The 18,044-nt window shown below is 64.3% G+C and carries 19 protein-coding genes; 9 read left to right on the forward strand and 10 right to left on the reverse strand.

Going from position 1 to position 18,044, the window contains the following annotated elements:
* Positions 1–18: 18 nt before the first annotated feature.
* From EWF95_RS13030 to pth2, 4 genes are read right to left on the reverse strand one after another with little or no spacing between them, the layout of a single operon-like run.
* Positions 19–930 (reverse strand): 1,4-dihydroxy-2-naphthoyl-CoA synthase, encoded by a 912-nt coding sequence (locus EWF95_RS13030; RefSeq protein WP_142444523.1) that lies wholly within the window; start codon positions 928–930, stop codon positions 19–21.
* A 38-nt stretch (positions 931–968) separates the two neighbouring features.
* Positions 969–1,736 (reverse strand): response regulator, encoded by a 768-nt coding sequence (locus EWF95_RS13035; protein ID WP_142444524.1) that lies wholly within the window; start codon positions 1,734–1,736, stop codon positions 969–971.
* A gap of 56 nt (positions 1,737–1,792) precedes the next feature.
* Complete coding sequence (locus EWF95_RS13040; protein ID WP_142444525.1) at positions 1,793–2,116, reverse strand: hypothetical protein; 324 nt, start codon at positions 2,114–2,116, stop codon at positions 1,793–1,795.
* A 57-nt stretch (positions 2,117–2,173) separates the two neighbouring features.
* Positions 2,174–2,512 carry a peptidyl-tRNA hydrolase Pth2 gene (pth2, locus tag EWF95_RS13045; RefSeq protein ID WP_142444526.1) on the reverse strand — a complete coding sequence of 113 codons (339 nt, stop codon included), beginning with the start codon at positions 2,510–2,512 and terminating at the stop codon, positions 2,174–2,176.
* A 107-nt stretch (positions 2,513–2,619) separates the two neighbouring features.
* On the opposite strand from pth2, the gene dcd reads away from it, so the two are divergent.
* A complete protein-coding gene (gene dcd / locus EWF95_RS13050; protein ID WP_142444527.1) occupies positions 2,620–3,201 on the forward strand; it encodes a dCTP deaminase in 582 nt (193 codons plus the stop codon).
* 58 nt (positions 3,202–3,259) lie between these two features.
* Positions 3,260–4,168, forward strand: coding sequence for a thiamine-phosphate synthase family protein (locus EWF95_RS13055; protein ID WP_142444528.1), 909 nt, complete (start codon positions 3,260–3,262; stop codon positions 4,166–4,168).
* A 102-nt stretch (positions 4,169–4,270) separates the two neighbouring features.
* Here the strand turns inward: EWF95_RS13055 and EWF95_RS13060 are convergent, their stop codons facing one another.
* On the reverse strand, positions 4,271–5,206 hold the full coding sequence (locus EWF95_RS13060) for a sulfide-dependent adenosine diphosphate thiazole synthase (RefSeq protein ID WP_142444529.1): 936 nt from the start codon (positions 5,204–5,206) through the stop codon (positions 4,271–4,273).
* A 147-nt stretch (positions 5,207–5,353) separates the two neighbouring features.
* Between EWF95_RS13060 and EWF95_RS13065 the strand changes: the two genes are divergently transcribed.
* The 3 genes from EWF95_RS13065 to EWF95_RS13070 all read left to right on the forward strand — a co-directional run bounded on the left by EWF95_RS13065 (position 5,354) and on the right by EWF95_RS13070 (position 7,774).
* On the forward strand, positions 5,354–6,367 hold the full coding sequence (locus EWF95_RS13065; protein ID WP_142444530.1) for a glutathione S-transferase family protein: 1,014 nt from the start codon (positions 5,354–5,356) through the stop codon (positions 6,365–6,367).
* 144 nt (positions 6,368–6,511) lie between these two features.
* Positions 6,512–6,682: a hypothetical protein gene (locus tag EWF95_RS13660; protein ID WP_185911790.1), complete on the forward strand. Its 171-nt coding sequence runs from the start codon at positions 6,512–6,514 to the stop codon at positions 6,680–6,682.
* A 465-nt stretch (positions 6,683–7,147) separates the two neighbouring features.
* Positions 7,148–7,774 (forward strand): METTL5 family protein, encoded by a 627-nt coding sequence (locus tag EWF95_RS13070; RefSeq protein ID WP_142444585.1) that lies wholly within the window; start codon positions 7,148–7,150, stop codon positions 7,772–7,774.
* Between the two features lie 66 nt (positions 7,775–7,840).
* Here EWF95_RS13070 and EWF95_RS13075 read toward each other — a convergent pair whose 3' ends face one another.
* The 3 genes from EWF95_RS13075 to EWF95_RS13085 form a co-directional block, all read right to left on the reverse strand.
* Positions 7,841–9,535, reverse strand: coding sequence for a rhomboid family intramembrane serine protease (locus EWF95_RS13075; RefSeq protein ID WP_142444531.1), 1,695 nt, complete (start codon positions 9,533–9,535; stop codon positions 7,841–7,843).
* 48 nt (positions 9,536–9,583) lie between these two features.
* Entirely contained in the window at positions 9,584–9,862 is a 279-nt protein-coding gene (locus EWF95_RS13080; RefSeq protein ID WP_142444532.1) for a UPF0058 family protein, read from the reverse strand.
* 97 nt (positions 9,863–9,959) lie between these two features.
* Complete coding sequence (locus EWF95_RS13085) at positions 9,960–10,187, reverse strand: DUF7120 family protein (RefSeq protein WP_142444533.1); 228 nt, start codon at positions 10,185–10,187, stop codon at positions 9,960–9,962.
* Positions 10,188–10,336: 149 nt separating this feature from the next.
* On the opposite strand from EWF95_RS13085, the gene EWF95_RS13090 reads away from it, so the two are divergent.
* Together EWF95_RS13090 and EWF95_RS13095 are read left to right on the forward strand one after the other, a co-directional pair.
* Positions 10,337–11,719, forward strand: a complete 1,383-nt coding sequence (locus EWF95_RS13090; protein WP_142444534.1) for an isochorismate synthase — start codon at positions 10,337–10,339, stop codon at positions 11,717–11,719.
* Positions 11,720–11,952: 233 nt separating this feature from the next.
* The gene (locus tag EWF95_RS13095) at positions 11,953–12,234 is read left to right on the forward strand and encodes a hypothetical protein (protein WP_142444535.1); all 282 of its coding nucleotides are present in this window, start codon (positions 11,953–11,955) and stop codon (positions 12,232–12,234) included.
* A gap of 69 nt (positions 12,235–12,303) precedes the next feature.
* Here the strand turns inward: EWF95_RS13095 and EWF95_RS13100 are convergent, their stop codons facing one another.
* Positions 12,304–12,603 (reverse strand): PadR family transcriptional regulator, encoded by a 300-nt coding sequence (locus EWF95_RS13100; RefSeq protein ID WP_321167606.1) that lies wholly within the window; start codon positions 12,601–12,603, stop codon positions 12,304–12,306.
* Positions 12,600–14,312, reverse strand: a complete 1,713-nt coding sequence (locus tag EWF95_RS13105) for a helix-turn-helix domain-containing protein (protein ID WP_142444536.1) — start codon at positions 14,310–14,312, stop codon at positions 12,600–12,602. Before EWF95_RS13105 ends, EWF95_RS13100 begins: the two co-directional genes overlap by 4 nt.
* A 172-nt stretch (positions 14,313–14,484) precedes the next feature.
* On the opposite strand from EWF95_RS13105, the gene EWF95_RS13110 reads away from it, so the two are divergent.
* The gene (locus EWF95_RS13110) at positions 14,485–16,167 is read left to right on the forward strand and encodes a sensor histidine kinase (RefSeq protein ID WP_185911791.1); all 1,683 of its coding nucleotides are present in this window, start codon (positions 14,485–14,487) and stop codon (positions 16,165–16,167) included.
* A 48-nt stretch (positions 16,168–16,215) separates the two neighbouring features.
* On the forward strand, positions 16,216–17,973 hold the full coding sequence (gene menD / locus EWF95_RS13115) for a 2-succinyl-5-enolpyruvyl-6-hydroxy-3-cyclohexene-1-carboxylic-acid synthase (protein WP_142444538.1): 1,758 nt from the start codon (positions 16,216–16,218) through the stop codon (positions 17,971–17,973).
* The last annotated feature ends 71 nt before the right edge of the window (positions 17,974–18,044 follow it).

Consider the following 18,044-nt stretch of genomic DNA (forward strand, 5'->3'; position numbering starts at 1 on the left):
TTACAGTCGTACACCAATTCAGTAATGCCACGGGAAATCATCGAAATCCGGCTCCCGACCCTCCAAGAACGCGTCTCTCCCTTCCTTCGCCTCGTCGGTCATGTAGGCCAGCCGCGTCGCCTCGCCCGCGAAGACCTGCTGGCCCATCATGCCGTCGTCGGTCGCGTTGAACGCAAACTTGAGCATGCGCATCGCCGTCGGGCTCTTGTCGGTCATCTCGTCGGCCCACTCCAGGGCTACGTCCTCAAGCTCATCGTGCGGGATCGCCTCGTTGACCATCCCCATGTCGGCGGCCTCCTCGGCCGAGTAGGTTTTCCCGCGGAAGAACACCTCTCGGGCCTTCTTTTGGCCGATCTGTTTGGCGAGATACGCAGAGCCGAACCCGCCGTCGAAGGAGGCCACGTCGGGGTCGGTCTGGAGGAACTTGGCGTGGTCGTCGCTGGCGAGCGTGAGATCACAGATCACGTGCAGCGAGTGGCCGCCACCGACGGCCCATCCCGGCACGACGGCGACGACCGGCTTTGGCATGGTGCGGATGAGTCGCTGGACTTCGAGGATATGGAGTCGGCCGGCTTTGGCCTGCTGGACTGCGGGATCGTCGTCCGCACCGGCTTCGTCATCGTCGCGGTACTCGTAGCCCGAGCCACCCCGAACCGACTGGTCGCCACCGGAGCAAAAGGCCCAGCCGCCGTCCTCGGCGGGCCCGTTGCCAGTCAGCAGGACACAGCCGATGTTCGCCTGCTTGCGGGCGTGATCGAGGGCGGTGTAAAGTTCGTCGACCGTCCCCGGCCGGAAGGCGTTGCGAACCTCGGGGCGGTCGAAGGCGATTCTGACGGCTGGCACATCTGTCCCGCGGTGGTAGGTGATATCATCGAAGTCGAAGCGGCCGACCGCCTCCCAGCGGTCGGGATCGAAGAGAGCCGAAACCATACCGGGAGGTGGGGCGGCGAGGACAAAAAGCCAGCCGATCAGTCAGGGGCGTCGACCGCACCCGGATCGTCGCTGAGATCACGAACGAACGCGAGCACGCGTTCCTGCCCGCCGATCGTCGTGCGTTCAAGCGCGACCTCGACCGGGAACGTCTCGCCGTCGCTGGTCTGATCGCGCCACGTGAACCGTTGGGGCTCGCCGGCGGCGGCCTGCTGGATCTTGCTGTGGCCTTTGGCCGCCTCGTAGGAGGGTTCATCCGCGGAGAAGTCGCCAACGGTCATCCCGATCACGTCCTCGTGGTCGTGGCCCAGCAGCTCGCAAAACCGGCGGTTGGCGTCGACGATCTCACCGGTTTCGGGGTCGTGAACGACGATCCCGGCGGGCACCTTCTCGAATATTTCTCTGTAGTCGCGTTCAGCGCGCCGCCGGGCGACGGCCTGTTCGATCCGCCGGGCAAGCAGCTCGTACTGTCCGGTGGTGGCATCCTTCTGGATATAGTCGGTGACGCCGGCGGAGATGGCATCGCTGGCGACAGCCTCGCTGCCCTTGCTGGTGTACAGAATAAACGGGAGCTCGGGGTAGTCGGCCCGGAGCTCCCTGAGAAACTCGATCCCGTTGGCCCCGGGCATCTGGTAGTCGGAAACAACACAGTCCGGCCGATCGGCCGCAATCCGGTCGAAGGCGGCGTCAGCGTTGGCGACAGTTTCGATTGAGATCCCAGCACTTTCGCGTTCGAGACCCCGTCGTGTCAGCTCCGCAAACTGGCTGTCATCCTCGACGTGGAGCACAGAGATCGGAGCTGCCATGGTCTGTCACGCGTGTTCAACACGACTATAATAAAAAAGCACGATGTTCCGCTGCGTTACGGTTCGGTGTTGTCCGGCGGCTCAACGAGGCTGCTGTCGCCTTGGGCGCGGATCATCGCCTCCTGGAACACCTCGCCGCTATCGCGGCTGGCCGCGGTGACCCGGTGGTCGACCGTCCACCCTTTGTCGTCGTAGACGGCGACGATGGCGGCGGCTTCTGTCTGCACCAACACGCGTTCGGAGACCTCTCGGCCGCCGTGGGATTCGGCCGTGATGGGGATCGCCGTTAGGATCGCCTCATGACGCTCCAGATCGGCCAACGCGGTGGTTGGCACCGGACTGTCGGGGAAGGTATCGAGTACCGCACCCTCATCGAGCATAGATGAACCGTCAGCGGCTTGGAACTCAAATCCTGTGGCTTTCGGTCAGCATCGTTGTCAGTATAGCGAAAGGTGACCGGTAACGCCGTCGACCTGCTCCTCGTCGCCAGGGCCGACCGCGACCGTCGTCGCCGTCCCCGAATCGAGTTGCGTGTGGCCCGCATCCCGGATGACCGCGTTCGGGAGGCCCTTGACCCGTGCTGCCTCAGCCAGCTCGAAGAGGGCTGACTCGCCGTCGACCTTGACGACGACCTTCTTTTGGCCGCCACCTTTCCATGCTTTGCGTGTTTTTGGGTCGGTGTCCTCGTAAGCCGACAGCGACGCGTGGGCGACCTGGGCGGCGAGTTTGCCCTGGCCCATCCCGAGATCGGTGCGGGCGGCGATGACCTGTTTCATACCCTGTGTTGCGATGGCGTCGCCAAGAGGCTGTGGATCGGCGGTGCAAGCGATAATCGCCGGCGGATTACGTTGGTTTTTAGCCGGCTGCCCGCACTCTGAGAGGCATGATCCTCTCGGATACCGATCTGCTCGAACGCTTGGAGGCGGGTGACCTCGTCGTCGACCCGATCGACGATCTCGACACCCAAGTCCAGCCGGCGAGCATCGATATGCGTCTCGGCTCCGAATTCCTTGAATTCCAGCGCACCAACATCCCCTGTATCCATCCCGACCGCGCCGACGAGGTCGACGAGTACGTCCGCGAAACCTACGTCGAAGAGGGCGAGGAGTTCATTCTGCACCCTGGTGATTTCGTCCTCGGGACGACAAAGGAACGTGTCGAGATCCCATCCGATCTCGTTGCCACCGTTGAAGGCCGCTCATCGCTGGGCCGTCTTGCGGTTGTGGTCCATGCAACTGCGGGCTTCGTGGACCCGGGGTACCGGGGGCAGATCACGCTCGAACTCTCGAATCTCGGGGCCGCGCCGGTCGCGCTCTCGCCGGGAATGAGAGTCTCCCAGCTCGTCTTCACCGAGCTCAAATCCGAATCAACGCGCCCATATGGGGCTGAGCGCGGCTCGAAATATCAGGATCAGGACGGCCCAAAAGCCTCGAAGATCCAGGACGACCCCGAATTCGAGCTCTGAACGCCGGACGGACGACAAACCACGACACTGATATCCGTTCCCCCATGCAACACCGAGTATGAAATTCATCGAGGAACTGGTCGTCGAGGAGTTCCTGCCGACGATCCGGTCGCTGCTTGCGGAAGCCCTCCGCGACCGCGGGCTCACCCAACGCGAGGTCGCCGACGCCCTCGGCATCAGCCAGTCGGCCGTCTCGAAGTACGCCCACAGCGAGGTCGCCCACAACGAGACCATCGCGGCCGACGACCGCGTCGTCGAACTCGTCGAGCGCGTCGCCGATGGGCTGGCCAGCGGTGACATGAGCCGCGTGCAGGCACTCGTCGATATCGAGGTTATGATCCGCCGACTCGAAGACGGTGACCTGCTGGCCGACCTCCACGAGGACGCCATGCCGGAACTCGCCGAGGCTGATATCGACTTCTCGGTTCATGACCCCGATAGCCGCATCCGACAGACCGAGCAGGTGCGCTCCTCTGTCCGCCGCGGGCTGCGAACCCTGACGAGCATGAGCGGGTTTGCCACCCTCATTCCAAACGTCGGCTCGAATCTCGTTGAGTGCATGCCGGAGGCCGAAACCGTCGACGATGTGGCCGGCGTGCCGGGTCGCATCTTCGATATCAAGGGCCGCGCCACCGTCCCCGCCGAACCCGAGTTCGGCGTCAGCGAACACGCCGCCTCGGTGCTCTTGGCGACCCGCGACCACGGTGTCGACGTGCGAGCCGGGCTCAACATCGCCTACGACGAGGATCTGATCGCCGATTTCGAAGCGGCCGGCTACAGCACCGTCGAGTTCGACTCTGAGGCCAGCGAGGAGCTGGCGGCCACCATCGGCGACGCCGTCGTCGACGCCGACCTGACCGAAACATTCGTTCTCTACCAGACCGGCGGCTTCGGGATCGAAGCGATCTCCTACGTGCTCGGGCCGGACGCGCCAACGGTCGCTGGCGTCGTCCGCGACGTAGTGTAGTCGGCTGTCAACGTAGAGAACTGCAAAGGAGGGCGTACGTCAGTGGGACTTTTTGCGGTGAGCGTTGGCAACTGCGAGAGTCGTTAACTGCGAGCGTCGTCGTTAGTCGTCGGCGGGCGTCGGCGACGCCGAGAAGTCGACGGCGGCACCGTCTTTTCCGAGTTCGTCAAGCGCGACCGAGGCGGCGCGTTTGCCGGACAGCAACATCGCGCCGAACGTCGGCCCCATTCGCGGGAGGCCGTGGGTCGTCGCCGTCGCCAATCCGGTGGCGATCACGCCGTCGTGGACTTTGCCTGTCTCTTCGACAACGACATCCTCGCTTTCGGTAACCCACATCGAGTCGTGGCCGGGTGAGTCGTGGCCGGGCGCGCCGTACTCGCCGTCCTCCGATTGATCCATCCCGGTGTTGTTCTCCTTGGCGTGTTCGATACCCGGCGCGTCGAGGACGCCGCGCTCTTCCAGTTTGGAGACGACGACGGCCTCGTGGCCCGTCGCGTCGATGACGAGATCGCTCTCGACGGCGATCGGGTCGACGCAGGTGAGTTCGCGGGGAAGGGCGTGAACCGGCGTCCAGTTCATCACGATGCCGGCGACGCGGTGGTTCTCGCGGACAACGATATCCGTGAACTCGGTCATATTCTGGATCTTTGCGCCCGCGTCACAGGCGGCCTTGATCAGCGAGGAACAGGCGTGGGGGCCTTTCGCGGTGTGGAGGCCGTCGACTTCTTCGCTCTCTTGGTGGGGCACGTCGAGTTCGTCAAGTACCTCGTCGGCCGGCTCGCGGACGGTCAGCGTATTCATCAGAAAGCCGCCGAGCCAGAAGCCGCCGCCGAGATAGTTGTTCTTCTCGACGACCATCACCTTGACATCTTGTTCAGCGAGTTCCTTCGCGGCCATCAGGCCGGAGGGGCCACCGCCGACGATGATCACGTCGCTTTCGGTGAAATCCATGAACTCGTCGCTGAACTCTTCGGTGATCGCGCGGGTCACTTCCGCCTCGCCTGCGCTGCTGAAACCGCTGAACTCTGATTCGGACATACCACCTCGTAATATTTGCTTGTGGTACAAGTCGGTTGCGGTCGGGTGTCGTTGCCGACGAACCCTGAGAGCGTCGCGTTGAGACCGGTAACATGCATGTAACTCCAGCGAACGCTTTTGCCCGTCGGCCCCGTTATCCAACCACTCATGAACATGCTTGTCGACGGCGAGTGGCGAACTGATACCTTCCAGGCGACCAACGAGGAGGGAGCTTTCGAGCGACAGACGACCCCGTTCCGCGACTGGATCGCCGGCAGCGACGTACCCGACCACGTTGACGCCGAGCCCGACGAGCGGTTCGAAGCCGAGGCCGGTCGCTACCACCTCTACGTCTCGTATGCCTGCCCGTGGGCCCACCGGACGCTGCTCGTTCGCGCGCTGATGGGGCTGGAAGACGCGATCGACGTGTCGGTCGTCGACCCCTACCGTGGCGACGACGGCTGGCAGTTCAGTCCCGAAAAGGAGGGCTGCACAGAGGACAAACTCTACGGCAGCGACTATCTCCGGGAACTGTACGTCGAAGCTGACCCGGATGCGACCTGTCGGGTGACGGTGCCAGTGTTGTGGGACACGAAAGAGGAGACCATCGTCAACAACGAGTCCCGCGAGATCATTCGCATGTTGACGACCGGCTTCCGCGAGGTCGCCGAGCGGGATATCGACCTTGCGCCCGAATCGCACCGCGAGGAGATCGACGAGCTCATCACCGACATCTACGAGCCGATCAACAACGGCGTCTACAAGGCCGGCTTTGCGACCAAACAGGGCCCCTACGACGAGGCCATCGACGAGCTGTTCGACGCCCTCGATCACTACGATGAGCTGTTGGCCGACCAGCGGTTCCTCGCTGGCGACCAGCTTACCGAAGCGGATATCTGCATGTTTACGACGCTGATCCGCTTCGATCACGTCTACCATACGCACTTCATGTGCAACGTCCAGTACATCCACCAGTACGACAACCTCTGGCCGTATCTCCGGGATGTGTACCAACAGCCCGGCGTTGCCGACACGGTCGATATCGACCACATCACGGAACACTACTACACAACCCACCCCGACGTGACGCCACACGGCATCATCGCCCGTGGCCCCGATCTCGACTTCGACGCCCCGCACGACCGCGACAACCTCAGCACCCCGACCACGACACCACAGTAGCCGCGCTGTGCCGGCGTCACAGATAACGCGTAATTTTTGAACGATTGGCTATTTTAAACCGAAATCGGTAATCTGAATAAGACATTATGCGTCCAATATGAGTCCATAGGTAGTATTATTATCGCACCAATCAACAGTGATGGCATGCCGATCTGCCCCGAGTGTGACCACAGCGAGGAACCGTCCGGCGCGTGGCTGACCGAGATTCTCGACGACGAGAAACGCCATCGCGGCCGCACCATCTGTCTGATCACCTGTCCGGACTGCGAAGCCGTCCTCGGCGGCACCGACTCGGAGTGGGTTGCCGCCTACTGAGCCTGTCGCCGCGGTACTGTTCAGATTAGTGCGATTGGATTGAGAACATCTTGAAAGCCCCGACGCGCTGGCGTCGGGGGGCTCGCTGCGCGCTTCGGGCCTCCGGCCCTGCAGTGCTTGCGTCGCCCGCCTTCCGCCAGCGCGTCGCCCCTTTCAGTCCCGCCCGACTGCAGCTGCCTGGCCCACTGACGCGGGTGGGACTGAAAGGGGCCGGTGTCTCGGCGAACCCGGACGACGCAAGCACCGCAGCGCAGTGAGGAGCGCAGCGAGTCCCGGGAGCCGAGACGCCGGGGGCTTTCAAGATGGTCTCAGTTTCCTCGGCTTATTTGAACACGAACTCGCCGCGCGCCGTAGACTTTTCACGCGGTATCGAATACGGTCGGGTATGTACACCAACAGCCGCCCCGGCCGGCGATGCCGACAGCGCGACGCCGACCGGCGCGCGGCGACAGCGGGGTGGTCGTGATGGCGACCAAACGCGAACTTGAGGGCCAACTCGCCGTCGTCGTCGGCTTTGAGGATCCACAGGCCGCCCTCGAACAGTATCCGACGCCGCCGGCGTTGGCCGCCCACGTCATCCATCTGGCCGATCTCCACGACGACATCGAGGGTCGAACCGTGCTCGATCTGGGTGCCGGCACCGGGATGCTCACGCTTGGGGCGGCTCTCCGCGGGCCGGCCCGTGTCATCGCCGTCGAACTCGATGGCGGCCCGCTGGCGACGGCCGTCGAGAACCGCCGGCGGGTCGGCACGCGAACGCCGATCCACTGGCTACAGGCCGACGCCACACAACTCCCGCTGTCGATCCCCGAGCCTGTCACGGTCGTCATGAACCCGCCGTTTGGAGCCCAGGACGGTCAGGCTGGTGCCGACCGCGGCTTTCTCTCGACGGTTGCCTCGGTCGCGTCGGTGTCGTACTCGGTGCACAACGCCGGCAGCAAGGAGTTTATCGAGGCGTTCGCCGCCGACAACGGCGGCGAGGTGACCCACGCGTTCAGCGCGGCGTTTGCGGTCGACAACCAGTTTGAGCACCACGACGAGGAGCGCAGAGAGATCGATACCGAGGTCTACCGGATCGAGTGGGACAACTGAGTGGGGAAACTGAGTGGAGCTGCGTGGAGCAATCGACCGGGGGCTGTCTGGCTGCCGTGAATCGGCTCAGTTCACCTTGTTTGCGACTCGCACTGCCGTTTGGGTGCGGTTGTTGACGGCGACAAGCCGGCTGTCCTGCCGGCGGAGGGTGAGCCGGCCGAGCGTCGTCGACTCGTTGTTGGCCGGCATCTCGGCGAAGGTGTCGTCGACGCCGACGCTGAACCCGGTCGGGGTCGCGTTGAGGCTGACACGCTGGCCGGCGACGATCGGCTCGGCCTCGACGACGCCGGCGTTGTACAGCGGTCGCGTCCGATTGTCGTGGCTGAGCGTCACGCGATAGGTGGTGTCGCCGCCGACAGCCCGCCAGCCGGTGTGACGCGCCGTGACCGTCTCCTGCCAGGTGAGCCCGCCGAGGCGGATCTCCGCCGTGCCGTCGTTTGCCAACGCGGATGTACTGATCGCCGTCGACCAGATATGGCGGTCGGTGTTGCGGACGATCACCCCGGAGGTGTTGAGCCGGGTCGACTCGCCGGCCCCTTCGATGTCGATCACGTTGAGTTGACCGTTCGTGACGTTCTCGCCGTAAGTCATCTCGTAGTCTCGCACCTCGATCGGTTCGCCCGGCAGCTCGCCGTCGGCGGCGGTTGTCGCGTTGGTCGCAACCGCCGGCCCGACGAGGATCGCGCCGGCGACCACTAACAGCAACAGCCCGACCTGCCGGTTCGAGATCGTCGTTAGATCGGTCAGAAACGTCGTGGGGTTGTCGACCGCGAACTCGGCGAGAAGTGGGGTGTCGTCGGCGACGACCGCGTACATAACGAGCGTGGCCAACAGGAAGACCAACCCGAGGCCGACCGCCCGGTAGAGCACGTAGCTGTCGTTGCCGCGATACCAGTAAACCGCCCACAGCGATCGCTCGACAGCAAACAGCAGGACGCCAACCCACAGCCGACCAGCCGAGGGTCGGGCTCGTCGCGTCAGTCGCTGGTAGCCGAGCCCCACCAGAACACCAACTAACAGGCCCACCGCATGGCCCTGGATGGCGATCGAGGCAAACCACGGCGTCGAGTAGGTCGTCCCACTGGTGGCGATCTGTTCCGGGGTTTGGAACGCATCAAACAGGCGGCGGACGACGCCTTGGCTCACGCTCACCACGACGGTGAGTATCGGTGCCTGCACGAGCGCAAAGCCGGCAAACGCAAAGACGACCATCGAAAAGCCGATGATCGGGCCAAGCGCGACGGCCGCGCCGACGATCGAGCCGAGGATCGCTACCACCGGAAAAATCACGACGGCGCGAACAACGGGGTGTGTCCACGCGGCCAGCGGTCGGATTGTGGTTCGACGCGTCGTGTGATGGCCCCACAGATATTCGGCCAGCGACCCAAACAGCAGCGTGCCCAACAGATTCCCGAGCAGGTGGCTCGTGTTTGAGTGGGCGAGCCCAGCGACCAGCATCCCGGCCGGATCAAGATAGCTCCAGGCCCGAAACGGGAGGACGATCGGCTCGGCGGAGCCAAACCCATCCTGGAGGCCACCGTACACCGCAAGCAGGATCGCCATCACGATCAGCGTTCCCCACGGCACCCCACCCAGCAAGCGGTCGGTGAGGTGTCGGTACCACTCGCGCGGTCGACCCATCGCGGCGAGCCCAGCGAGGGCGACGACGAGCGCGGCGACTATCAGGAGGCGGTGAAACAGCGGGCCACCGAGCGCGTTGCCAAGGCCGACAAGGGACAGCGAGACCGGTGTGGCCGTCATCAGCCTGGCTACCGCTGGTCGGCCGGCGGCTGTGTCCGTCGGCGCACGTCAGATCTTGCCCTCGGCGTCGTCGGCGAGCTCCTTCATTCGCTTGCCCACACGGCCGGCGTTGGAGAACTCGTCTTCGCTCATCGCCGTCGCAAGGGCGTTGCCGAGGACGAACACCGCGTGTTTGTGCTCGCTTTTCGATTTGTGGACGTGATCCGGCTCCACATCGAGTTCGTCGTAGGGATCAAACAGTGAGGGGTCGACCGACTCCTGGGAGCGGAAATACTCCATGATCAGCACCATCTGCTCGTGTAGTTCGAGCAACTCGTCTTTGTGCATACCCGACCTATGGACGGTTCGGATTTAAGCGTTGTTGGGAACCGCGTGGCTGTAGCGGTGGTGAGCGGGCGAGACGGCCCCTCGCGGCGGGGCCGGATTAAAAGACGTACTCGTCGTCGTGGCCCATCATCCCATCGTCGCCCATTACCCCGTCGTCCTCAAGATCGGCGTCGTCATCCATCGGGCCGCTTGTCTTGTAGGCTTTCAGCCCCGTCGACAGCAGGTTTTCGATGGCCTCCTCGCGGTTGATAAACTCCCCTTCATCGATCAGTTGGGTGATCTGCATCTCAAGGTGTTCCGGGATGTTGATCTCGACTTTCGGCATTTGAACACCCGGTGGTTGCGGGGGTGCCCATTTAAAACTGCCGCCGCCGGTCATCCGCTGAAACAGGCCGCGATCACCGTTCGGCCTGGGGCCGACGAGAGGCCGGTGAGATAGTCACCCTCAAGGGCGACGCGACCATCTGTGGGGGTATGGAATCGCCGCACACCGCCGACCGCCCGCGGCTGGTGAGTCGGTCGGTTCCGCTCGCGGATCCCGTGCCGTCGTTCCGAACGCTGTTGGACGCGATGGAACCCCCGCGAACGGTCTGGAACGCGGCCGATGAGGCGTGTGTGGTCGCCGGCGGTGCGGCGGCGACGCTGACCGCCGACGGCGCGGATCGCTTCGATGGGATCCGAACGGCCGCCGAGCGGCTGTTCGAGACCGGCGATGTCCACGCCGGCACCGAAGCCGCCTGCCCGCGGCTGTTCGGCGGCTTTGCCTTCCATGCCGATGGAGCCGACGCTGATGACGGCGACACCCCTGGCGACAGCGACGACGACCACACCTCACCGTGGGCTGGTTTTCCGGACGCCCGGTTTGTCTTCCCGCGCGTGCAGGTCACACGAACCGACAGCGGCCCGTGGCTGACTGTCAACGCCGTCGGGCCGTCGGCGACGCCGGCCGCCGTCGAGGCGAAACTCGATGAGGAGCGCGAGCGACTGCTGGCGCATGGGGAGGGGGCGGCCGCAGGACCGCGGCCGGGGATCACCGATCGCCGGCGGACGACGACCCCGACCGGCTGGCGGCAGGCCGTCCGCAACGCGGTCGAGCGGATCGACGCCGGGACACTGCAGAAGGTGGTCCTCGCCCAAGCGCTCGAAGTTGATCTCGGTGACGATCTCGCGGTGGCCGATATCCTCGATCGACTGAGCGACAAGTATCCCGACTGTACGCGGTTTCTCGTCGAGCCCGACAGCGACCCCCCGGCGGCGTTTTTCGGCGCGACCCCCGAGCGGCTGGTGTCGTTGCGGGGTCGCACCGTCGAAACCGGCGCGCTGGCGGGGACGACCGGTCGCGGGGAGACGCCCGCCGAGGACGAGTGGCTGGCCGAGGAGCTGCTGACCGACGACAAAAACGTCCACGAACACGAGCTGGTCGCCGAGACGATCCGCGAGCAGCTGGCCCCCTTTGCGGCGTCGGTCTCGGTCGGTGAGCGGGCGATCAAACGGCTGGCGACCGTCCAACACCTCCATACGCCGATCACCGCCGAGCTGGCTGACGACACCCACGTCCTCGACGTGGTTGAGGCGTTACACCCGACGCCGGCCGTCGGCGGGCTGCCGCCGGATCGCGCCCTCGAAACGATCCGGGAGACCGAACCCTTCGATCGCGGTTGGTACGCCGCCCCGGTCGGCTGGATCGATGCCGCCGGCAACGGGACGTTCGCCGTTGGGTTGCGGTCGGCGGTGGCAACCCGGCGGCAGGCGACGCTGTTTGCCGGCGTCGGCATCGTCGGCGACAGCGATCCGGATGCCGAGTGGGACGAGGTCGAACTGAAGTTTCGGCCGATTCTCGATGAGCTGGAAGCCTAAGTGACCGTGGCAAGCGTGTCGTCGACGATCACGCTGTGCTGGTAAGCCGGAGAGACGACATAATCGTCACCGCGTTCCCGGGAGACAGAGACATCAGCACAGCTGAAAGTGAAGATAACAACACATTACATTCGAATGCAATATTTGTCAAATTTTTTGAGGCTTCAGGGACACATCGTTATTACAACCAGTGTCAACACCAAACACACCACTGAGAACCACCACAGATGCACATGAACGATCAGACCCCCACACTGTCTGGCGGTTCACTTGACCTGCCGCCGGACGTTGATGAAAAGCACCTCGAAGCCTTTGTTCGCCGCGCCAACGCCGGTGCGTACGATGAGGACGGAATCGATACGGACGAGATCGATGGGCTCTCGGCGGCAGTAACTGTCATCAAAACCGTTCTCGATGAGACACCGACAGCAGCCGCCGAGCCCGCGACGACCCCGTCGGCGACAAAATGGGCGGCAGCGGCCGGCTACGAGGACGGATCACCGGACAGTAGCTAACCGCTTGCGGCCACAGACCGAACGCCACGCGTTGGCATCGCCGGCTGCTATTCCGCAACGATCGCCTGCTCAGCCGGCCAACTGTCCGTCGGCTCGGGTTCGTTGCCAGCGGTGGCGGTGTTCGATCGCCCGCAGTGCTTTCTCGGTGAGCGTGTAGGAGTTGGTTCGCTTGTCGATGGCGGATTTTTCGAGGTAGCCCTCCTCGACGAGTGTGCTGAGGTTCTGATAGACCCGGCCCGTGTTGACATCCTCGCCGTAATACTCCTCAAGAGCCTCCTTGATGCCGAGGCCGTAGGAGGTCTCCAGATCCGAGACGATATAGAGGATGTCGCGTTGGAACGCCGAGAGATGTTTGATCGTCGGGCTCATTGGTGGCCCTCCTGGCTGAAAATGGTCGCAAAGAGCTTTCGTTGGGCACTCCGGAGGTGCTGGGTGAACGTTGCGCGAGCGATGCCGAAGCGGTCGGCAAGCTCTGTCGCGTTGGTTTCCCGTGGCTCCTCGAAGTAGCCGTCGTAGTACGCCTGCGAGAGGATCTCCCGCTGGCGGGTGGTGAGTGGGTCGAGTAGCTGTGCGGTCGTCGTGGTGTGTTCCCGGTGTGTTGTCATAGCTGTCGTCACGCTGGTGAGGGTTGTGTGTTCGAACGTCGATCTGAGGTCGGCAAGGAGGTTCGGCACGGCACTGTCCGTCGAGAGGTAGCCGGTGATCGTCCGGAGCCCGTCGTCGATGGTGATCGTCTCGAACTGCATGCCGTACTCGCGGGCGATGCTTTCCGGCGTCGGTGGGGTAACCAGAAGCCGACACTCGTGGCCGTCGGCCGTCTCCGTGGTGTCGTACAGCTCGATGTAGTCGCTGTCGGCGACGTACTCCCGGCAGTTATCCGGCACCGTGCCGGTGATATCGACGGAGTACAGCAGTTGACCGTCCTTGTGCTCGGCGACCGAGTGGATCGTACAGTCGGCGTCAGCGGGGAGCTGGCTAGCAAACGCGAGCAGCGGTTCGGTCGGCGCGTCGATCTCGATTTCCAGGATCACTGGCTCGTCGGCGATCAGCGACTCCGTCCACTCGTCGGTGCGGATGGTGTAGCTGATAAGCCGGGCGAACTCCCGGAGCAGGTCGATCCCCTCGTCGGTGATCGGCGTCTCGGCCGTGTAGGCACCGAGTACGCCGAACTGCACGCGATCGTCGCCGATCGGGACGCCGATCCCGGCCTCGAAGTCGAAGCCGGTTGTTGCCGCTGCCCACTGGTCGGCCCACGGCTCGGTTCCGTCGTCGACGGCGGCAACGGCAACGTCTTCGGTGTCGAGCGCACGGATCGCCGGATCGAACCGGTCGCCGCCGTCGCCGGAGCAATCCAACGCCTGGACGTACGTCTCACAGCCGCTGATCGCCCGTGGGATGATCCGGCCGCCCGCACCGACCGTGCCGATCCAAACGCCGCTGTAGCCGTAGTTGTCCTGCAACAGCGCGCAGAACCGGCGGTAGAGCTCCTGTTGGTTCGACATCGTCGTCAACAGATCGACGGCCGTCGTTTTGAGCTCCCGCTCCTGTTGGAGCGCGCGCCGGCTGCGATACGACCGAACCACCTTCCGGAGCTGGGCCGCAAGGATCGGCTCCTCGGGGTCATCAAAGTCCTCGCGGATCAGCTCCTTGGGGATGTAATCTGTCACCCCTTGGCTGATCGCATCGGCGGCAACCGACTCGTCGCCGCGGCTCGTCACGAGCACAAAGGGGAGTTCGGGGTGGGAGTCTCGTACCTCCGAGAGGAGTTCGAGCCCCGTCCCATCGCCCAACCGATAATCACAGACGACACAGTCGAAGGCTGTCTCGGTAAACTGTTGGCGGCCGGTCGACAGGCTTGTCGCCGTGACGACATCGAAATCCGGTGCTGTCTCCACCAACAGCTCACGCGCCAGTGTGAGCCACTGCTCGTCGTCGTCGATCAACAGGAGCTGTGCCGGTGTTGAAAGCGGATCTCTACCGGCGTGTGATGGTGTGGTGATGCCCATACGGTGGTTTGGATCGCGTGCAGCCGTGTTCGACTGTGCCCGGTTGCCGATCATCTCAGCCCGCGATTCCATTAATACAGTAACACCTTATGAAATCTATACCTCCATGTGAAGGTATTGTTCATGGTTCTCTACCTACGGAAGGTTCGCTGGCACTCAGGGTGGAGAGTATGTGATTTGTGCGGTTGCCACAAACATCTTTATCCGACAACAGAGAGATTCGGTCACGACAGTATACATGGGTGTGTTCTCCCCCACAGTCGCCGGCAGCATCATGCTCGCCGGCGGGATTATCCCGGGGTTTGTCGTCTATTGGCTCCGAACCGAGCCACAGGGGATCGTCGTCCGGTGGTTTCGGTTCGCCATGCTGTGTGGCATGGCGTGGTCAGTCTCCTTTGGACTGATCGCGCTGGTCGACACGCCACCGCTCCGGCTGGCGATCACAAACGTGTTTATCATCGCCGTCCCGTCGGCGTCGATTGCGACGTTTGCGTTTGCCTACGAGTTCACCTTTCGTGAGCCGATCCCCAGGCCGTATCTGCTGTTGTTCGTGCCCGTCGGGCTCCTGTTCGTGTTGTCGTGGTTCAATCCCGCGGAGCTGATCTATACCGTTGAAAACCCCTATCAGACAGGTGAGATCATGGTGCCGGCCGACCCCGGATCAGTTCGGTTTGTCATCGGTGTGATCGCTAGCCCACTTCTCGTGGTGATGGCAGCCGGGTTGGCGATCGGGGAAACACTGCGGGCGACGACCAGACTTCGACGGCTGCAAGCCGGAAGCGTCCTGCTTCTGATCACCGCAGCGATGGTTCCCGGGCTCATCAAGGTGTTCGAGCTTGTGCCCCTGTATTTCGATCCAACACCGATCGGCTGGTCGGTTGCGGGACTGCTGGTGGGGGTAACGATCAAGCGGTTTGATCTGTTTCGGCTCTCGCCGAACTCCCTGCGGCGGGTCGTCGACGCGCTAGGTGACCCGGTCGTCGTCATCAACTCCGAGGGGATCGTCTCGGATGCCAACGACGCGGCCACCGATGTGTTTACACTCACGCTGGGGATGACCGTCGAGGAGCTGCGGGCGGCAAATCCGCCGCTTCGGACGGTGCTCGACGGCAGTGACACCCAGGTCGAGCTGTCGACGGCTAAAACCGAGCGGGTGTTTGACTACCGCGAACTGCCCGTGCCACAGGGGTACGGCACGACCGGTCGCATCCTCTATTTCAGCGATATCACCGAGCAGGCCACCACCGCCGAGATCCTCCAGGCGAAAACTGACCGACTGGATGCGTTTGCCAGCCGCGTCAGCCACGACCTCCAGGGGCCGATCACCGTCGCGGCAAGCCACGTGAAGATCGCCCATCGTGTCGAGGATCCGACGGACGCACTCGATGAGATCGAGACGGCCCTTCAGCGCGCCGAAACGCTCATCGAAGACATCCTTGCGATGGCACGGAGCGGCCAACAGCCCGATCGTGAGTCACTCTCCCTGGAGGCGGTCGCCCACGAGGCATGGGCGATGGTAGCGACAGCCGACGCGTCGCTGGTCGTTTCGGCCGACGCAAGGCTCAGCGCGGATGCCCAACAGCTGTCACGCCTATTTGAGAATCTGTTTCGGAACAGTGTCGAACACGGCGGGGCGGCTGTGACCGTTCGGGTCGGGACGACCCCCGATGGGTTCTACGTTGCCGACGACGGCGTCGGGGTTCCGGCCGACAAACAGGGGACGATCTTCGACGAACGGGTGAGCTACGACGCCGACGGCACCGGCTACGGGCTGGCGATCGTCCGCGATATCGCCGCGGCCCACGACTGGACGATCACCGTCACCGACAGCGAATCCGGTGGGGCGCGCTTCGAGATCACCGGCGTCGACTTCGAGACCGCCGGCTTTGCGGCGACACCGGACGACCGCGGGCAGGCCGCGGAGTGAGCGTTCCGACACGCCGGACATATGAGCGTCGGCCTCGATACGTCGGCCATGACTGCACCGAATCGGAACACGCTGTGGGGGCGGGCGATCGCCGCCGAACTCGCCCGCAGCGGCGTCCGTACGGTCTGTGTCTCTCCGGGGAGCCGCTCGACGCCGCTGACGGTCGCCGTCGACGAACACGAGGAGTTGACGACGATCTCCGCGCTCGACGAGCGGTCGGCGGCCTACTTCGCCCTCGGGCGGGCTCGCCGGACTGGCGAGGTGACGCCGCTGATCTGTACGTCCGGCACTGCTGCCGCCAACTACCATCCCGCCGTTGTCGAAGCGAATCAGGCGCGGGTGCCGCTACTCTTGCTGACGGCCGATCGGCCACCGGAGCTCCGAGAGTCGGGAGCGAATCAGACCGTCGACCAGGAGAAGCTCTACGGCGACGCCGTTCGGTGGTACAAGGATCTGCCCGAGCCCGCCGCCCGGGAGCGCGCGCTGCGGTCGCTGCGAACCGATATCTGTCGGGCCCTCGGCACGGCCGAGGGGACGCCTGCCGGGCCGGTGCATCTGAATGTCCCGTTTCGGAAACCGCTGGAGCCGACGCCGGTCGAGGGCGACGTGCCCGCGGATCTCGACCCGTTGGCGGCTCTCGGCCGCGACGAGGAGACGCCGTTCGTGCGGCGAACGAGCGGGGAGCCACAGCTTGACGACCGCGATCTGCGACAGCTTGGGGAGACGCTGTCGGTCGATCGTGGGCTGCTCGTCGCTGGCCCGGCCGATCCACCGGGGCTCGATCCCGAGGCCGTGACGGCGTTTTCGCATGCGAGTGGGTTTCCGATCCTCGCCGATCCGCTCTCTGGGCTGCGCTTTGGCGGCCACACCCGTGTCGCGCCGGTGATCGGCGGCTACGATGGGTTTGTGAACACGGCGGTGACCGAGGGATGGCCCGAGCCCGAGGTCGTGGTGCGGCTGGGCGCGTCGCCGACCTCGAAGCCGCTGCGGAAGTATCTCGCTGGTGTCGACGCCCGGCAGTTGGTTGTCGATCCCGCGGGCGCGTGGCGCGAGGCGGAGTTCACCGCAAGCGATCTCGTGGTCGCTGATCCCGACCGGCTCTGTGGGCAGCTTGCACAGGTGATTCGGGGCGGGGGGTCGGCCGAGTGGCGGGATCGCTGGGAGGCCGCTGAGAAAGCCCACAGCGCGGTCGCTGGCGACGCTGACGACCGACTGTTCGAGGGCGGGATCGTCGCCGACGTGGTCGCGGGGCTGCCCGATCCAGCGACGCTCGTCGTCTCGAACAGCATGCCGGTTCGGGATCTCGATCGGTTTGGGGCGGCCGGGGCGAAATCGATCACCGCACTCGGCAACCGCGGCGCGTCGGGGATCGACGGGATCGTCTCGACAGCCTTGGGCGCGGCCCACGGGACGACCGACGACGTAACCTTGGTCATCGGCGATCTGGCGTTCTATCACGACCTGAATGGGTTGCTGGCTGTCGGGCGCGCCGAGGTCGACGCGACGGTTGTGGTCATCAACAACGACGGCGGCGGGATCTTCCATAAGCTGCCGATCGAGAACTTCGAGCCGCCGTTTACGCGGCAGTTCAAAACGCCGCATGGGCTGGACTTCGAGCCCGCCGGCGAGCTCTACGGGCTGGGCTTTTCGCGCGTCGAGAGCCGCGAGGGGTTCCGGGAGGCCTACGCCGCCGCGGCCGACCGCGAGGGCAGCGAGATCATCGAGGTCGTTGTCGACGCCGAGGACAGCCACGCGATTCGGGATGAGCTACAGGCCGAAACGGTCGACCGATATCAGGCTGAGTAAGCTGGTCAGCCACTCTGTTCGTATAAACCAGGCAACAGGTGGGTCAGCCGGCCAACCAGACCATATCCTGG

Origin of the sequence: Halonotius roseus (assembly GCF_006861655.1) — an archaeon.
GTDB classification, from domain to species: Archaea; Halobacteriota; Halobacteria; order Halobacteriales; family Haloferacaceae; genus Halonotius; species Halonotius roseus.

Bases quoted from the DNA above. Each gene is read 5' to 3' on its own strand.
- EWF95_RS13030 (WP_142444523.1), bottom strand. From the start codon at position 930: ATGGTTTCGGCTCTCTTCGATCCCGACCGCTGGGAGGCGGTCGGCCGC.
- EWF95_RS13035 (WP_142444524.1), bottom strand. From the start codon at position 1,736: ATGGCAGCTCCGATCTCTGTGCTCCACGTCGAGGATGACAGCCAGTTT.
- EWF95_RS13040 (WP_142444525.1), bottom strand. From the start codon at position 2,116: ATGCTCGATGAGGGTGCGGTACTCGATACCTTCCCCGACAGTCCGGTG.
- pth2 (WP_142444526.1), bottom strand. From the start codon at position 2,512: ATGAAACAGGTCATCGCCGCCCGCACCGATCTCGGGATGGGCCAGGGC.
- dcd (WP_142444527.1), top strand. From the start codon at position 2,620: ATGATCCTCTCGGATACCGATCTGCTCGAACGCTTGGAGGCGGGTGAC.
- EWF95_RS13055 (WP_142444528.1), top strand. From the start codon at position 3,260: ATGAAATTCATCGAGGAACTGGTCGTCGAGGAGTTCCTGCCGACGATC.
- EWF95_RS13060 (WP_142444529.1), bottom strand. From the start codon at position 5,206: ATGTCCGAATCAGAGTTCAGCGGTTTCAGCAGCGCAGGCGAGGCGGAA.
- EWF95_RS13065 (WP_142444530.1), top strand. From the start codon at position 5,354: ATGAACATGCTTGTCGACGGCGAGTGGCGAACTGATACCTTCCAGGCG.
- EWF95_RS13660 (WP_185911790.1), top strand. From the start codon at position 6,512: ATGCCGATCTGCCCCGAGTGTGACCACAGCGAGGAACCGTCCGGCGCG.
- EWF95_RS13070 (WP_142444585.1), top strand. From the start codon at position 7,148: ATGGCGACCAAACGCGAACTTGAGGGCCAACTCGCCGTCGTCGTCGGC.
- EWF95_RS13075 (WP_142444531.1), bottom strand. From the start codon at position 9,535: ATGACGGCCACACCGGTCTCGCTGTCCCTTGTCGGCCTTGGCAACGCG.
- EWF95_RS13080 (WP_142444532.1), bottom strand. From the start codon at position 9,862: ATGCACAAAGACGAGTTGCTCGAACTACACGAGCAGATGGTGCTGATC.
- EWF95_RS13085 (WP_142444533.1), bottom strand. From the start codon at position 10,187: ATGCCGAAAGTCGAGATCAACATCCCGGAACACCTTGAGATGCAGATC.
- EWF95_RS13090 (WP_142444534.1), top strand. From the start codon at position 10,337: ATGGAATCGCCGCACACCGCCGACCGCCCGCGGCTGGTGAGTCGGTCG.
- EWF95_RS13095 (WP_142444535.1), top strand. From the start codon at position 11,953: ATGAACGATCAGACCCCCACACTGTCTGGCGGTTCACTTGACCTGCCG.
- EWF95_RS13100 (WP_321167606.1), bottom strand. From the start codon at position 12,603: ATGAGCCCGACGATCAAACATCTCTCGGCGTTCCAACGCGACATCCTC.
- EWF95_RS13105 (WP_142444536.1), bottom strand. From the start codon at position 14,312: ATGGAATCGCGGGCTGAGATGATCGGCAACCGGGCACAGTCGAACACG.
- menD (WP_142444538.1), top strand. From the start codon at position 16,216: ATGACTGCACCGAATCGGAACACGCTGTGGGGGCGGGCGATCGCCGCC.